The sequence below is a fragment of the Pyxidicoccus caerfyrddinensis genome, assembly GCF_010894405.1.
Taxonomy (GTDB): Bacteria; Myxococcota; Myxococcia; order Myxococcales; family Myxococcaceae; genus Myxococcus; species Myxococcus caerfyrddinensis.
In genome coordinates, this window is sequence record NZ_JAAIYA010000007.1 from 55811 (window position 1) to 70132 (window position 14322).

General features: G+C 69.7%; 12 protein-coding genes. 7 read left to right on the forward strand and 5 right to left on the reverse strand.

Annotated features, from left to right (window positions below; all coding sequences use genetic code 11):
- Positions 1-33: 33 nt before the first annotated feature.
- The 3 genes from G4D86_RS17955 to G4D86_RS17965 form a co-directional block, all read right to left on the reverse strand.
- A complete protein-coding gene (locus G4D86_RS17955) occupies positions 34-1839 on the reverse strand; it encodes an acyl-CoA dehydrogenase family protein (RefSeq protein WP_163995201.1) in 1806 nt (601 codons plus the stop codon).
- Between the two features lie 165 nt (positions 1840-2004).
- Positions 2005-2895, reverse strand: coding sequence for a type VI immunity family protein (locus G4D86_RS17960; RefSeq protein ID WP_163995202.1), 891 nt, complete (start codon positions 2893-2895; stop codon positions 2005-2007).
- Between the two features lie 11 nt (positions 2896-2906).
- Positions 2907-3761, reverse strand: coding sequence for a hypothetical protein (locus G4D86_RS17965; RefSeq protein ID WP_163995203.1), 855 nt, complete (start codon positions 3759-3761; stop codon positions 2907-2909).
- 202 nt (positions 3762-3963) lie between these two features.
- Between G4D86_RS17965 and G4D86_RS17970 the strand changes: the two genes are divergently transcribed.
- The gene (locus G4D86_RS17970) at positions 3964-5169 is read left to right on the forward strand and encodes a hypothetical protein (protein ID WP_163995204.1); all 1206 of its coding nucleotides are present in this window, start codon (positions 3964-3966) and stop codon (positions 5167-5169) included.
- 8 nt (positions 5170-5177) lie between these two features.
- Here the strand turns inward: G4D86_RS17970 and G4D86_RS17975 are convergent, their stop codons facing one another.
- Positions 5178-5999, reverse strand: a complete 822-nt coding sequence (locus G4D86_RS17975) for a hypothetical protein (protein WP_163995205.1) — start codon at positions 5997-5999, stop codon at positions 5178-5180.
- Positions 6000-6073: 74 nt separating this feature from the next.
- On the reverse strand, positions 6074-6922 hold the full coding sequence (locus tag G4D86_RS17980) for a phosphatidate phosphatase App1 family protein (protein ID WP_240360321.1): 849 nt from the start codon (positions 6920-6922) through the stop codon (positions 6074-6076).
- A 287-nt stretch (positions 6923-7209) separates the two neighbouring features.
- On the opposite strand from G4D86_RS17980, the gene G4D86_RS17985 reads away from it, so the two are divergent.
- The 6 genes from G4D86_RS17985 to G4D86_RS18010 all read left to right on the forward strand — a co-directional run bounded on the left by G4D86_RS17985 (position 7210) and on the right by G4D86_RS18010 (position 14311).
- On the forward strand, positions 7210-9597 hold the full coding sequence (locus tag G4D86_RS17985) for a serine/threonine-protein kinase (RefSeq protein WP_163995207.1): 2388 nt from the start codon (positions 7210-7212) through the stop codon (positions 9595-9597).
- Between the two features lie 91 nt (positions 9598-9688).
- Positions 9689-9901, forward strand: coding sequence for a hypothetical protein (locus G4D86_RS17990; RefSeq protein WP_163995208.1), 213 nt, complete (start codon positions 9689-9691; stop codon positions 9899-9901).
- 73 nt (positions 9902-9974) lie between these two features.
- Entirely contained in the window at positions 9975-10937 is a 963-nt protein-coding gene (locus tag G4D86_RS17995) for a CarD family transcriptional regulator (RefSeq protein WP_163995209.1), read from the forward strand.
- Between the two features lie 80 nt (positions 10938-11017).
- Complete coding sequence (locus G4D86_RS18000) at positions 11018-11530, forward strand: zinc metalloprotease (protein WP_163995210.1); 513 nt, start codon at positions 11018-11020, stop codon at positions 11528-11530.
- Positions 11517-12464, forward strand: coding sequence for a hypothetical protein (locus G4D86_RS18005; RefSeq protein WP_163995211.1), 948 nt, complete (start codon positions 11517-11519; stop codon positions 12462-12464). The genes G4D86_RS18000 and G4D86_RS18005 overlap by 14 nt, the downstream gene beginning before the upstream one ends.
- Positions 12464-14311: an ArnT family glycosyltransferase gene (locus tag G4D86_RS18010; RefSeq protein WP_163995212.1), complete on the forward strand. Its 1848-nt coding sequence runs from the start codon at positions 12464-12466 to the stop codon at positions 14309-14311. Before G4D86_RS18005 ends, G4D86_RS18010 begins: the two co-directional genes overlap by 1 nt.
- The last annotated feature ends 11 nt before the right edge of the window (positions 14312-14322 follow it).

The window sequence follows — 14322 nt, forward strand, 5'->3', positions numbered from 1 at the left end:
GCTCCGGCTGTTCGGGAGCCCCGCCCTGCCCCGCTACTCCTGGCTGAGCGGGTAGCTGCCCGCAGACTCGAGCGCCGTCACCACCGTCTCGCGCAGCTCCGCGGGGTTGTACGGCGTGAAGACGTCCAGCGAGGCCAGGCGCTTCAGCTCCGTGTCGAGCGCCTCACCCTGGAGTGTGGCGCACAGCGCGCGGCGCGTCCTGTCGAAGGCGCGAGGGACCGCGTCCAGCGCGTACAACTGCGTCAGCGCCACGCGCACCGGGTCCAGCTTCCCCTGGCTGGCGGCCTGGCGGGTGCGCGTCACCATGGAGTCCAGCGCGAAGGCGTCCATCACCACGTCCGACAGCGCGGCGAGCACCTCCTGGTGCTTCTCCAAATCGGTGCCGAAGGTCTCCGCGGCGATGCGCAGGCCGTGGAGGGCGAGGTGCTTGGCGGACTCGGCGGCCACTTCCTGCGGGGCCAGCGCGTCCTGGCCGCGCGCGCGGGGACGTTCGCCCCGGGACAGCTCGTCGGCCACGTTGCCGGCGACGGCGAACAGCGGCAGGTCACCCTTCACCGCGCGCTTGAGGAGCATGCCGACGATGAGCATGCGGTTGATTTCGTTGGTGCCCTCGAAGATGCGGTTGATGCGCGCGTCGCGGTACGCGCGCTCCACCGGATACTCCTCGATGTAGCCAGCGCCGCCGTGGAGCTGCACGGCGTCGTCCACGAGGGTGCCCAGCGACTCCGAGCCGTGCACCTTCATGATGGACGACTCAATCGCGTACTCCTCGACGGCGGCGAGCAGGCGCGTCTCGTAGTCGGCGGCGGTCTTGTCGTGTCCGGCGAGGCGCGCGTCCACGAGGCCCGCGGTGCGGTACGTCATGCTCTCCACGGCGTGGATGAGCGCCGTCATGCGGGCCAGCTTCTCGCGGGACAGGGGGAACTGGACGATGGGGGTGCCGAACTGCTTGCGCTCCTGCGTGAAGCGCAGCGCGTTCTGGAGCTGGAGCTTCATGCCGCCCAGCACGCCCGCGCCCAGCTTGAGGCGGCCGTAGTTGAGGATGTTGAAGGCAATCTTGTGGCCCTTGCCCACCTCGCCGAGCTGGTTCTCCACCGGGACGCGCGCGTCCTCGAAGTAGAGGGGGCACGTGGACGAGCCGCGGATGCCCATCTTGTGCTCCTCCGGGCCCACGGTGAGGCCGGGAGTGTCCTTCTCGACGATGAAGCCGGTGAACTTGTCGCCGTCCACCTTGGCGAAGACGACGAACACGTCCGCGAAGGCCGCGTTGGTGATGTAGAGCTTGGAGCCGTTGAGAATCCAGTGCTTGCCGTCCGGCGAGCGCACCGCCTTCGTCTTCGCGCCGAGCGCGTCGCTGCCGCTGCCCTGCTCCGTGAGGGCGTAGGCGGCGACCCACTCACCGGTGGCGAGCTTGGGGAGGTACTTCTGCTTCTGGGCCGCGTTGCCGAACCAGACGATGGGCAGCGTGCCGATGCCGGTGTGCGCACCGAACGTCACGGACCAGGAGCCGTTGAGGCTCATCGCCTCGGCGAGCAGGAGGGATGTCGTCTTGTCGAGACCGGTGCCGCCGTAGGCCTCGGGGATGTCCACGCTGAGCAAGCCCAGCTCGCCGGCCTGGCGGAGGAGGTTGCGCAGGAGGGCGTTGTCCTTGGCCTCGATTCGCTCGGCATGGGGGAGCACCTGCTCGCGGGAGAACTGGAGGGCCGTCTTGAAGAAGAGGCGCTGGTCCTCGGCGAATGTCTCCGGGGTGACGATGCGGGTGGCGCCCACTTCCTGGAAGAGGAACGCGCCGCCGGCGGGAATCTCCTTCGAAGGGGCGGGCTCGAGTACGGCAACCATCAACGACCTCCAGGTGCGCGGAGAGAGCGTCCCTCCGCCGGGCGGGCAAGCTCCCGCCGCGGGCAATCTAGGGTGTGGCGGGACAGGGAGGTAGTAGCAACCACGGCCGTTGGCTTCATGCGGATGCGCAGGTCCGACGGCGGGGCGGGCGGCGCTCCGGAGTGCTCAGTCGAGGAAGCGGCGCTCCCAGCGGCGCATGTCCTCCGGAGTCATCCGGCCGAGCGGGCGGGTGTTCCGGTAGAGGTACGGTTCGAGGAGCCGGGCGAGCGCACGGTGGAGGGGGAGCGTCTCTCCGGCCTCTGTGTCGCCCGGGTTCGGCGCGTCGCCCAAGGAGATGAGGAGGCGGTCTCCGCTGAGTTCCTGGATGGAGATTCCGGGGAGATTCAGTCGCTCGCGAAGGGCGGCGATACCGCCGAGTTTTCCAAGTACCGGTTGGCTGAGGAAGTTCATCCAGTGGACGCCGTCGACGTGGGTGTCCATGTCGAGTTGCGGACCCTCGCGATTCAGATGAAGGCCCGGATAACGTTTGTGAATCAGGTCAATGGCATCCTCGACGGGGTTCACCCAACCGAAGCTCAGGTCCACGAACCCCGAGTTGAAGGGAAGCTCATTCGCGACCGCTACCGCCAACTCACGGACCTGACTCGGCCCCCGCGCCTCTAGAAACTCCGTAGGCAGCCGCAGGTACAAGCTGCACGCGTCGTGCTGTCGCGCTGGCCAGCGCGAAGGAATCCTCAGACCCTTGTACTCGACGTAGAGTCCTCCAACTCGCTCAGGAGTGCCTGCAAACCGAGGAAAGAAGTTCTCCTCGGGCCCCACCATCTCCTTCCGGATGGACTCCCACTGCGTTCCATCCAGAGGATGGGTTTGAGCGTCAGGATCGATGTACCAATCGAGCGTGAGGGGCTGGATGCGCTCACGGAAGATATCGAGCGCACGCAGGATGAGTGGCGCGATCTGCTCATGGGAATGCTTCATGTAAAAACAAATGAGCAGCGCATCACTGGCGGCCTCCCCAAGGAACCGGTCGGCAAATCGCAACCTCGGATATTGCATCGGGCGCATCCTCACTTCTTCCAACGCTTCACGCCCTCTCTCGGAGAGATGAGCGTTGGTTCGGCATACAGTGCATCGAGATAGAGACCGCCCTGGGTTGAACCCAGCCACGCACCATTTCGATAGGTCTCCCAACGAGCGAGATTCGTTTCCGGGCAAGGGAACTTCATGTCGTACACATGAATGATTACGCCGTGCGCATCCATGATGACGATGTCCGGCGCGATGGTCCCTTCCAGCCCCTTCCATCCCTGCTGTGAAACAATCTGATTCACCATCTCTCGGGTGAGGAACTCCCACCTTCCCGTCCCCTCGTTGAACTGGAAGCGCGGCTCGAACAAGTAGCGGCACGGCAGCAATTGTTTGAGGGCCTCATGGAGGCAGTCCCATGCCAGATTGTGCTTGAAAGACCCCAGGTACATGGCCCAGGTCTGCCCCTCTCTCTTGAGCTCGGCGCACTGCTCCCGACTCGGGCTCTCGCCGTCGAAGTGCTGGTCGTTCGCCTGTCGCTCCACCCTGCGCACGCACTTCAAGATGGCCGCTTCGACATCGGAGCGCAGGTCCGTGGCCAGTTCCACGCCCCGGCGCTCGGCGGAACCGATGATGGGCTGGAGCGCGAGTGCAGCGGCAGCCCCCACGGACGCGATTTTCATAGCCACGGAAATGCCCGCCTCGGTTGGACCTGAAGCACCGGTACACTTCTGCCAATCACCGGGGTTCTGCTTCAGACAGCACTCGGGCGTGAGGTCCCTCGGGCCGCATTTCAGTTCCCCGCCGTCCAGCGAGGACTCCGCCAGGCACCCACCCTGGAGCAGCGCCAGGAGCACCAGCAACGGCACCACGCCATGCCTCACGGTGGGAATCATCGAATCGAGGGTAGCATCGCGACCTGCCCCCGTGTCCCCCACACCCGAGCCCTCCGTGAGTAACGACAACGTGCCCCCCGAGCCGCGAGACGCCACCGCCCCTGAGCGAAAGTGGTCACGCCGTCGCGTGCTGCACTGGTCGCTCGGGCTTACTCCCATTCTCGCGGGCGGAGGCGTGGCCGCCTTCAATTGGCGGGAACACGTGAAGGACGATGCCCTGGCCGCCCGACTCGTCGCGACCGCCGCGCCCTTCTGCTTCGCGGGTGCCCCCGAGGCCCGCGCGGAGGCGGACTCGGCACTCCGTGTCTCCAGGAACTTCGCGCCGGCCTTGTTCCTGTTCGCATGTATCGACATGGAACAGGGCCGCTGGGACGCAGCGCGAAGCACCCTCTCGGCGCCGGGGCTGAAGGGGACGCCGGAAGCAAACCTCCTGCTCGAGCTCATCGCTCGCCGGCTGGGTGCACCCGATTGGCGACATGCCTTCTTCGATTCATGGCTGGCGCTCGGCAAGCCCGACTTCTCCAAGAGCCCGCTCCTTCCCGAGGCCATGGGCATGGAGTACCTGCTCGGCGTCCCCGAGCAGAACTGGGACCAGGCCAGCGACGAGCAGCGCTTCGCGCTCGTGGCACTCGACGTCACGCTGAGCAAGCGCAGGGCGAACATCCTCTGGCTCGTGAAGCAGATTGCCGCCACGACCTCCGTGCCGCTGTTGATGGCGCTCCAGGCCCAGCTCAGCGCGCCCGAGACCGACCCCGATATCGTGGCCCTCCTCCTCGACGACGTGGAGAAGCGGATCCAGAAGGTCGCCGACGCTTCGCCCCCGACGCAGCAACTCGCGTTGTTCTCGCTCCTGAAGGGCAGCACCGCCACGAAGCCCTTCCAGCGCTCGGACCTGGAGGCACTCGAGCGGGTGTCTGCGATTCCCGCCTGGAAGCAACACTCGAATGGAGCCTTCTTCCAGGAGATGCGCTCCCTCTTCGACGGCCTGATTCTCGCGCCGGGCCATCACGCGTGGCGGCTCGTCATCCTGGCCCAGGGAATATTGCTCGGTCTCCTCCTCCACCAGCGCGCCGACGTCACCAAGACGCACCTCTCCGAGGATGAGCAACGCTGGATGGGACGGATGCTCTGGGACGTGGGCGCGCGCCTGCGCGAGCAGCGCTCGCGCCTGGAGATGAGCCGGGGAATGCGTCTGCAGAACTTCAGCTCCGAGCTGACGCACCATGTCCCGGACATGGAGAAGGCCGTCAACCGCTGGGTCGAGCTGGGCGTCTGGGAGGAGGCCGTGCAGAAGGCGGCCTGCTATCGCTGGCCAATCCCTTCGCTCCAGGACGAGTTCTACGCGGCCCGGGCCCGCGATGAAGCCGCGTGGATGACGACCTTCGCGGGCGTGGGCGAGCTGCCCTGACACAGCCCTCAGCCTCCGTCCTTCACTCCGCGCGGCGTGGGGAAGATGAAGCACAGCGTCTCGAACAACGGCTCACCATTCGCCGTGTACACCGCGCCGAGCGCCCGCACCGCCTGAGCCACCTCGGTGCCGAACGACGGCACGAGGCAGATGTCCTCCGACGTCTTGAAGCGCCGCTTCAGCAACCCGAGCGCCCGGCGCAGCGTCGCCAGGTCCTGCCGCCCTCCACGCACCGGCACCGAAGGTCCGTTCGCATCGGGCCCGGGCAACTTGCCCACACTCGTCATCAACTCGAAACCATCCGAGCGCTGGATGATGCGCAGCTTCCCCGCCGCCACCTCCTCGAGCCACGCGCGGAAGCCCGCTTCGTCGCGCAGCACCACGGGGTACGCCACCGGCCCGTCCGGGTGCTTCAGCCACACCGCCTTCGCCGAGTCCCGCAGCACCATCAACAACTCGGACACCTGCACCAGGTACGTGTCCGCGTCCGGTACCAGCAACACCTCGCGGTCCTTCACCCGCTCCGCCAGGCGCGCGGCCTCCGCGGGACGCTCGGCCTCGAAGGACTCCTGCCCCAGCCGCACCTGCTCTCCCGCCAGGTCGAGGCGCAGCGCCTCCTCCGGCAGGGCCTCACCGTAGACAGGCGCGGACTCCACGGGCGGCGCGGACTCGTCCCGCACCACCGCCCCCGCGTCTCCGACGGGTGCCCCGCTCCCCGAAGCGAGCGACGGCAGCGGCTCCGGCTTCAGGGACTGCAGCGGCTCGGCGGGCTTCTCGTCGCGGCACCCCACGCCCACCGAGACCAGCAGCACGGCCCCGAGGACACGCAAGAGCCCCGCGGACCGCGTTGGAGCTCCAACGCGCCGCCCTGGCGGCACCGTCCTCCGTGCCCAGGCCCCGCGCCTCACGGAGGTGTCTGCTTCACGGTGGCGCCCGCGGGCGCGACGACGGGAACGGCCTTCGGGAACGCGGCGGCCACACAGGCGGCATCCGCCAGCCCGGCACTCGCGGCGTGCACGGCCGCATCTTCCGACTCCTTGAAGAGCACCATGTCCTTGAAGCGCTTCGCGTCCTCGGTGCGCCCCGCGTCGCGGATGTAGATGGCCTTCACGCGTCCGGGGAACTCGTCGCGAATCTGCGCGTACACCTCCGGGTCCTTCTCCCCCGAGTCCCCCACCAGCACCACCGGCTGGGAGAACTGCTGGAGCAGGCGGCGGATGGCGGGCTGCTTGTAACCGGACAGCGTCCCCGGGCCGATGTCCCGCAGGTACACCCCGAAGCCCGCCGGAAAGCCATGGCGCGACAGGAAGGTCCGGATGCGCGGCAGGTACTGCACGGGCGAGCCACTCACCAGCGCGAAGGCCGGCGGCGACGGGCTCTTGAGGCACCCGTAGAACGCCGCCATGCCCGGCACCACCGCCTGCGTGTCCGAGTCCTTCAGCAGCGCCGACTCCACCAGCTTCACCGGGCTCGTCACGTTCGTCACCGCCACGGTGTCGTCGAAGTCCGAGACGACCAGCAGCGGCGCCGTATCCGGGATGACCTCCACCGGCGCCTTCGCGCCCGCCCCCGCCACCTTCGCCTCCGCCTCGCCCGTCCCCACCGTGAAGCGCTTCCCCTCCGGCGGCCGCAGGTTCACCTCGAAGCCGCCGTCATGGCCGCTTTTCACCGTGGCCACCACGCCCTGGAAGGACACCTCCACCCGGGCGCCCTCCCAGTTGGCTGCTGTCAGCCGTCTCACATTCCGAGACAACGCGGTGCTGCCTCCGGAAGGTGCCTCTTTCAACACCCGGCCCTGAAGGAGTACCCCCTCCGGCCTCCCAATCGTAGGGGCCAAAAGTACCGCCGGCTCCGCCGATGCGGCGGTGGATGTAGCGAGGAGTAGGACCAGCCCCAGGGGGCAGATAAGCGGTTTCAACGGAATTTTCCTATTACATTGTTGGCCATACCCCATGATAGCCTGCCTCGACTCCGCGGAGGCAGTGTGGAGGGCAGGTGCAGGTGCTACGGCCCGGAACGCCCGAAGGAGCCGGAACGAACGTGCAGCAGCCTTCCGAAGGGCTCCATTTCGGCAAGTACAAGCTGCTCGAGCGCATCGCGACGGGCGGGATGGCGGAGATCTACCGCGCCCGGATGACCGCCGTGGCGGGCGTCACCAAGCCCGTGGTCATCAAGAAAATCCTCCCCGGCTACGCGGGCAACACCGCCTTCGTGTCCATGTTCGTCAACGAGGCGCGCATCGCTGCGGGGCTGAGCCACGGCAACATCGCCCAGGTCTTCGACTTCGGCGAGGTGGACGGCCAGTACTTCATCGCCATGGAGTTCGTGGACGGCCAGCCGCTGTCACGCGTGCTCCGGCGCGCGCGGGAGAAGGGGCTGTACACCCTGCCCCAGCCCCTGGCGCTGCTCATCGCGGTGGAGGTGCTGGAGGGGCTGGCCTACGCCCACACCCGCCTGGACGAGCGCGGGCGCCCGCTCCACATCGTCCACCGGGACGTCAGCCCGCAGAACGTGCTCCTCGGCTACGAGGGCCAGGTGAAGCTGGTGGACTTCGGCATCGCCAAGGCCCGGCTCGCCGGCCGCAATGAGGCCGAGGACGGCGAGGTCATGGGCAAGTACGCCTACTTCGCCCCGGAGCAGGCCCGCGGCCGCGAGCTGGACGCGCGCACGGACGTCTTCGCCGCCGGCGTCGTCCTCTACGAGATGCTGTGCGGCCGGCTTCCCTTCGAGGGGAAGATGTCGGACGTGCTGCGCAAGGTCGCCCTGGGCGACTTCCCGCGCCCCAGGGACCTCAACCCGGACCTGCCTCCCGCGCTGGAGCGCATCCTCCTCACCGCCCTGGCCGTGGAGCGCGAGCAGCGCTACCCCACCGCCGAGGCCTTCGCGGAGGCCCTCACCCGCCACCTCCACACCGCCGCGCCGGACGTCTCGCCCCGGGCCCGGGCCCACTTCATGGGCTTCCTCTTCGAGGCCGAGCTGGTGGAGGACGGCCGCCCGGTGCTGCTGCCGCGCGAGTTCCTGGCGCAGATGACCCGCTGGACGCAGGGCCCCGCCGAGCGCCGCGCCCCACGCGAGCCCACCCACCTGCGCGAGGCGCCTCCGCTCCCCGAGGCGCCGGGCCAGGGAGACCGCACCACCCAGCCCATCACCCTGGAGCCGCCCTCCGCGCAGGACGCGCGCGAGCCCGGCCCCACCACGCAGCCCATCTGCCTGGAGCCGTTCCCCGTCGAGCCCTCCGTCTACTCCACCGGGCGCATCCCCCTGGCGCTCGTCCCCACCGAGGGCCCCGCGCCGGAAGAGGCCCTGGCGCCGTCCCCGTCGAGGGGCCCCGGCCTGCCGCGCAGCGTGGTGCTGGGGGCGCCGGTGGCCCTGGTCCTGGTCGCCATGGCGGTGATGCTGCAGATGGGCAACACGGGCACCTTCTCCGTGGAGCTGAGCTCCACGCCGCCGGGCGCCACCATCCGCGTGGACGGCCGTCCCCTGCCCTCGCGCACCCCCGCCCTCATCACCCACCTGCCCGCGGACGGCGAGCACCTCTTGGAGGTGCACGTGACGGGCATGGTGCCGTGGAGCCAGATGGTGCGCGCCGAGCGTGGCACCACCCTGGCCGTCCATGCCCGCCTCCGCCCGAGGGCGCAGGGAGGGACGGCGTCGAAGTCCGTCCGCGCCCCGCCGCCGCAGGAGGCCACCATGCCCGTGAGTCGGGTCACCCTGTCCGCCGTGGGACACGCCTTCCGCGTCCCCTTCGAGTCCGCGGCGGAGGTGAAGCTGAACCCGGCGCGCACCTACGCCGTGCGCGTGGAGGGCCGCCTGTCCACGGGCGGCCCCGCGACGGTGGAGCAGGCCGGCTACTTCCTGGAGGGCACCGAGCAGCTCCCCGCGCACGAGTCCTTCGGCCTCGTGGGCCCCGAGGAGCGACTGGTGCGCAACGCCTCCATGCTCTACGTCTTCCTGCTGGACGCGCGGAAGGAGGACAACCACGGCTCCCTCCAGGTGCGGGTGCGCGAGCGGGACAGCGGCACCGTCACCATCGTCCGGCTGGATGCGCGCACGCACGCCCTGAAGCTGTCGCGCGCGGACCGCTTCCTGCTGCGCCAGCTGGACCCGGACACCACCTATGAAGTGGTGCTGCGCGACAGCCCCGAGCCCGCGCGCACCCGCGGCTACGAGGGCGGCCCGGTGGGCCGGGTGCTCGGCCTCCACGGCACGGGCGAGGGCCCCGACTCCGCCCCCGGCGTCCTGGAGCTGCTGGAAGTCGGGCAGCCGGTGCGGCTGCGGGGAGCGTCGTGGTTGCAGCTCGCCTTCCCGGACGACCACCTGGCCGACAACACGGGCACCCTGCTCCTCGAGGTGTCCCCCGTGGTGCCGCCCGCCCGCCCGCCTCCCGTGCGGGCGCCGGGGCGCATGTTCGACACGCCCACGCGTTAGGCCCCTGGCGCTACAGCGGTGCAGCGACGTGTTGCAGAAAAATTGATCATCCGGGGCAGCCCCCTACCCTGGGCGCCCTGGAGGCATCACCATGAAGAAACTGGTGGCAGTGCTGGTGTTCGGGGTGGCGGTGATGGGGACGCTCGGGCTGTCCGCGCGCGTGGACGCGCAGCCGGGGAGCGTGGGGCTGGAGCCGACGGAGGCCCAGGTGGAGGCGGCGCTGGACGCGCGGCAGAAGGAGCTGTTGGGCTCCCTGCTGCGGGCCCAGGTGACGGACGCACGGACGGCGGCACTTCACCGGTAAACTCGTAGCGTCCGGCGCGGCTCGGTGCTAAGCCCGGGCCTCCGCTGACGTTTACCTCGCCCGTGAGGGGGACATGCCTGAAGGGTCCGCGTCACTCCAGCTCGCGGTCGGCGACCGGGTCGTCTATCCGAACCAGGGGGTCTGCCGCGTCACCGCCATCGACGTGAAGGAGGTGGCTGGCCAGAAGCTCACCTTCGTCACGATGCGCCGCGAAGAAGACGGCGCGGTCGTCATGGTGCCATCCAACAAGGTGGTCGCCATCGGTGTGCGCAAGGTCGCCACCGCCGAGGATGTGGAGAGCATCTTCGAGTTCCTGCGTTCGGACAGCGACAAGGCCGACCTGGACTGGAAGCAGCGCGCCCGCACCAACCTGGACCGGATGACCCAGGGCGGAATCCTGGGACTGGCCGAGGTGGTGAAGGGCCTCCAGGTCCTCAGCGAGCTGCGCCCCCTGCCGACCAAGGAGCGTGAGCTCTACGACAACGCCCGGCACCTGCTGGTGATGGAGGTCGCCGCCGCGCTCGGTACCGCCGAGGTCAACGCCGAGGACTCCATCGACGTCGTCCTCTTCCCGCCCGGCCGCGAGCGCCCCAAGCGCACCGCCGCCGAGTTCGCCCGCGACGAAGAGGACCTGGGCCTCGACGGCGACCTCTTGGGCCTGGATGGCGACCTCGACCTGCCGTCGGACGAGGAACCGCCCGCCGAGCCCGCCGAGGAGGAGGCCTCCGAAGAGGGTGAGGAGGGCGAGGCCGCCGAGTCGACCGAGGAGGCCGCTCCCAAGAAGCGGGGCCGCCCGCCCAAGGCGAAGCCCGAGGCCGCCGAGGGTGGCGAGGCTGCCGCGCCCAAGAAGCGCGGCCGTCCGCCCAAGCCCAAGCCGGAGGCCACCGCCGCCGCCGAGGGTGCCGAAGCTCCCGCGCCCAAGAAGCGCGGCCGTCCGCCCAAGCCCAAGCCGCCCGAGGCGGAGGGGGCTGCTCCCGCGGCGCCGAAGAAGCGTGGCCGCCCGCCCAAGGCGAAGCCTTCCGAGGGCGAGGACTGACAACCGACGGGCCCATCCGGGGCGGGTGCGCACAGGCCGCCCCGCCCGCCGTGAGGGCCCTCCCGCCGAGGTGACGCAACGTGATTCGCGTCTGGACGCTGGACTCCTTCGACGACAAGCAGCTCGCGAAGTTCAACCGCACGCTCTACACGGCGTTCGGCGTGGGCAGCGAGCACTCCGGCAGCGCCGAAGTGCCCGCCGGCATGCCCGAGCCGCTGGATGCGGAGAAGCTGCTCCAGGAGGTGAAGGGCATCCGTTCGTACAAGGATGACAAGGTGCTGCTGCTCACCACGCGCAAGCTGAAGGAGCGCGAGCTGCCCAGCGGCGTGGCGCCGACGTCCGGCTTCGCGTGGCACGGCAAGGACCGCGCGGTCCTCAGCATCGCCCCCCACAAGGACCTGGAGACCGGCTTCAAGCCCGTGGCCCGCCACGCGCTCCACCAGCTGGGACACCTCTGGGAGCTGCACCACTGCCTGGACCCGCGGTGCTCGATGTACCCGCCCTGGACGCCGTCGTTCGCCCAGGGCGAGCCCATCTTCTGCACCTTCTGCCGGGAAAAGAGCGAGCAGAAGATCCGCCTTGCGAAGTCCTAGCTTCCTGCGTGCGCTGCCCCTCGTGGAGCTGGGGGGCCTGGTACTCGTCGCGCTCCTCTGCCTCGTCTTCCACCTGCGGCTGCCGGGCCACCTTCCCTCCGAAGGTGACTACCGCGCGGTGGCGGAGCGCCTGAAGGCCGAGGCCCGTCCTGGCGACGCGGTGCTCCTCTTCCCCTGGTGGACGGAGCACGCGCGCCTCTTCGTCCCGCCCGACGTGCCGGTGTACGGCTATCTGGGCTCGGACCGGGACGACCTCTCCGCGCACCCGCGCATCTGGGTGCTGGGGCAGCCGGAGCTGCCGCGCTCGGATGAGGACGGCTTCCTCGCCACCTTCCTGCCCGAGCGCCGCGTGGTGGGCACGCCCGTGCACGAAGGGCCGCTGTCGCTGGCGCTCTATGAGAATGGCCGCTACCGGCCACGCCGCTTCACGGCCTCGGACGCGTATGCGAAGGCGCGCGTGTACCTGGAAGCGCAGGACGGCACGCGCCGCGACTGTCCCTTCGACGGGCAGGCGCACCGCTGCCCCGGCCCCAACTACCTGTACGTCGCGCCGGAGTGGCACGAGCTGTTCTACGAGCCGCGCCGCTGCCTGTGGATGCACGCGCCGGGTGGCCCGCAGCGCCTCGTCGCGGAGTTCGACGGCATCCCCGGTGGCGTGGGCCTGCGCCTGGAGGGCGGCATCATCTGGGAGCAGGCGCACCTCAAGGACGCACGGCTCACCCCGGCATACCTGGGCGTGGACGATGCGCGCAGCGGCGTGCGGCTGCTGGAGGTGGTGGTGCCGCCGGGCCTGGAGGGCGTGCAGAAGGCCGAGGTCCGCCTGCCCGAGGGCGAGCCGCGCACGGTGAAGGTCTGGGTGCAGTCGGACAACGCGGACCGGCGGCAGGTGTGCCTGGACGTGCTCGCGGTGGAGCCCGCGGTGGGGGTGCGGTGATGATGGGCCGGGCTCCCACGCGGGACGAGAAGTGGCTGGCCTGGGCGCTGTGGGTGCTGGCCTTCGTGGCGCTGCTGCTGACGGAGTCCGCGGTCGGCTTCACGCGCGACGAGAGCGTCTACTTCGCGGCGGCGGAGGGCTACGCGAGCTGGTTCCGGCTGCTCTTCCACTCACCCACGCAGGCCTTCACCGACGCGGCCATCGTCCGGGCGTGGGACTACAACCACGAGCACCCGGCGCTGATGAAGACGCTGTTCGGGCTGAGCCACCTGCTCTTCCACGACGGGCTGGAGTGGACGCGCTCGGCCACGGCCTTCCGGCTGCCGGCCTTCGCCTTCGCCGCGCTGATTCCGGCGCTGAGCTTCCTCTTCGGCAGCGCGCTGTACGGACGCACCGCGGGGCTGTTCGCCGCGCTCGCCTTCATGCTGGTGCCACGGCAGTACTTCAACTCCGAGCTGGCGTGCTTCGACGTGCCGGTGGCGGCCATGTGGCTGCTCGTCGTGTACTGCTTCTGGCGCGCGCTGGAGGACGTGAAGTGGGGCGTGTGGTGCGGCGTGGCCTTCGGCCTGGCCATCGCCACCAAGCACAACGCGCTCTTCCTTCCCTTCGTGCTGACGCCCTTCGCGCTGTGGCGCGCGTGGACGGCGAGCGAGGGCCGGCCCGAGGCCCGCACCTGGCTGTTGCGCTTCGTGGGGCTGTTCGCGGCGGTGGCCGTGCTCTACGGGTGGCTGCTGGTGTCGCTGGGCGGGGGCGAGGACTTCCAGAAGAAGTTCCTGCTGCTCAGCCCGCACACACTGCTCTTCGTCGGGCTGGCGGCCGGCGGAGCGTGGGTGCTGAACGGACTGAAGAAGGTGGACGGGCCGGTGACGCGCGCGCTGGTGCCGGTGCTGGCCATGGCGGTGCTGGGGCCGGTCATCTTCTACCTCCACTGGCCGTACCTCTGGCACGAGCCGGTGGAGCGCACGGCGTGGTACCTGGCCTTCCACGCGAAGCACAACCACTACGCCTGGTTCTACCTGGGGACGCTGCTGCGCGAGCCGCCCTTCCCGCTGACCTACGTGGTGGTGAAGACGGCGCTGACGGTGCCCACCAGCCTCTTCGTGCCCATGGTGACGGGGCTGGGAGCACTGGCGGCGCGCGCGGTGCTGGGACTCTTCGCGCGGACGCGCGCGTGGGTGGCGCGGCCGGTGACGCTGACCGAGGCGCTCGTCGGCGTGAATGCGGTGACGTCCATCCTCATCATCAGCCACCCGCAGGTGCCGCACTTCGGCGGGGTGAAGCACTGGTTCCCGTCCATGGTGTTCCTGGGCATCCTCGCGGGCGCGGCGGTGGCGCGCGGCTGCGCGGCGCTGTGGGACGTGCTCAAGGCGAAGCGCCCCGCCCTCCCCTTCGCGGTGGTGGCGGCGCCGGTGTTCGTCGTGCTGCTGGTGCCGGCGCTGGTGTACTCGGTGCGGGTGTTTCCGTATGGGACGGCGGCGTACTCGGAGCTGGCGGGTGGGCTGCCGGGCGCGGCCACGCTGGGCATGCAGCGGCAGTTCTGGTCCAGCCACGTGACGGGCGTGCTGCCGTGGATCAACGAGCACGCGAAGCCGGGGGCGCGGCTGTTCCTGCATGAGGTGCACAGCGGCTCGTTCCGCGACTACCAGCGCAACGGCATGCTGCGGAACGACCTGCGCCCGGTGGGCAGTCCCTTCGACGCGGACATCGTCGCGTACCAGTACCACCAGGAGTTCCGTGAGCAGGAGTTCCAAACCTGGCAGGCCTTCGGCACGCGCACGCCGGTGACGGGGCTGTACCTGGACGAGACGCCGCAGGTCATCGTCTACGTCCGGCCCGAGGGACGTTAGGCCTCGGGCCG